Source organism: Treponema endosymbiont of Eucomonympha sp., from assembly GCF_001028545.1.
Genome location: NZ_BBPW01000402.1, coordinates 1 through 630 on the forward strand (window position 1 = coordinate 1; position 630 = coordinate 630).

A 630-nucleotide genomic window follows, 5' to 3' on the forward strand; every position below is an offset into this window, starting at 1 on the left:
GACAGAGAGGTAAGTACCTACCGGGACTGTCGTGAGAGCCAATCGAGGAGCGACATAAAGCCGCAATACGGATATGCGGCTACTGCGGCTATCGAGCGATATGCTGACGATTTCCACCAGTGGTGTTGTCGAGCAAGCCGACCGAGGGGCGATTAAAGCCGTAGTACGGATAAGAACCTACCGGGTCTGCCGAGCGATATGCTGGCGGTTCCCATCAGCGAGGCTACCGAGCGGGCTTGCCGAAGAGCGAAAGCCTATATGCTGTAATACGGGTAAGTACCTACCGTGCCTACCGAGCAATCCGACCGAAAAGCGAAAGCCCTCTATGCCATATTACGGGTAAGCGACTACCGAGTTTGCTTCGCAAACTCGCTTGGCATAGAGGCTGACGGCTAGCGTCGCTTCCGTGAAGACTTGCCGAAGGGCGGCGGGCGGTTTTCACCGGCAAGGCTGCCGAGCAATCCGACCGACAGGCGATATAAAGCCGTAGTACGGATAAGCGGCTAGGTAGTGTGGACTGGAAGATAGAGGAATAAACACCTGACATGAATGGCGGCGATGAAGGAAGCGGTGAGCTTTGCGTAGCGCGTAGCGATTCCGCGCCAGCGTTTGAGGGCGCGGAAGACGTTT

Annotated in this window: 1 pseudogene; it reads right to left on the bottom strand. The window is 56.3% G+C overall.

From position 1 onward, the window contains the following. Positions 1–503 precede the first annotated feature (503 nt). Positions 504–630, bottom strand: a pseudogene (locus AWU74_RS10795) (IS5/IS1182 family transposase); the annotation flags it as partial.